Origin of the sequence: Mycobacterium sp. (assembly GCF_008709575.1) — a bacterium.
Taxonomy (GTDB): Bacteria; Actinomycetota; Actinomycetes; order Mycobacteriales; family Mycobacteriaceae; genus Mycobacterium.
Genome location: NZ_VYIK01000351.1, coordinates 1 through 694, shown reverse-complemented (window position 1 = coordinate 694; position 694 = coordinate 1). Strand labels below are relative to the sequence as shown.

At 64.6% G+C, this 694-nt stretch carries 1 pseudogene; it reads left to right on the top strand.

What is annotated here, in order from left to right:
* Positions 1-639, top strand: a pseudogene (locus F6Q13_RS18890) (IS256 family transposase); the annotation flags it as partial.
* Positions 640-694 lie beyond the last annotated feature (55 nt).

The following is a 694-nucleotide window of genomic DNA, read 5'->3' as shown; positions in this document are numbered from 1 at the left end:
ACCGGCCCGAACGGTTTGCTCAAAGCGCTGACCAAGACGGTGCTGGAAGCGGCGCTGGACGAGGAGCTGACCGAACACCTCGGTTACGACAAGCACGCCGCAGCCGGGCGTGGCAGCGGCAACTCGCGCAACGGCACCCGCGCCAAGAAGGTGATCACCGATGCGTGCGGACAGGTCGAAATCCAGGTGCCTCGCGACCGCAACGGCACCTTCGAGCCGGTGATCGTGGGCAAGCGCCAACGCCGCGTCTCCGACGTGGATCGGGTGGTGTTGTCGCTGTACGCCAAGGGCCTGACCACCGGTGAGATTGCGGCGCATTTCGCCGAGGTCTACGGGGTGTCGGTGTCCAAGGACACCATCAGCCGGATCACCGACCGGGTGATCGAGGAGATGGCCACGTGGTGGTCTCGGCCGCTGGAAAAGGTGTACGCGGCGGTGTTCATCGACGCGATCATGGTCAAGATCCGCGACGGGCAGGTCCGCAACCGGCCGGTCTACGCCGCGATCGGCGTGGATCTCGACGGCAACAAGGACATCGTGGGGATGTGGGCCGGCGACGGCGACGGGGAGTCGGCGAAGTTTTGGTTGGCGGTGCTGACCGACCTGAAAAATCGCGGGGTCAAGGACATCTTCTTTTTGGGGCTCTTGTGACGTTGTAGTGGGTTCGTGACCTGGGGATTTGGGGCGCAACGCC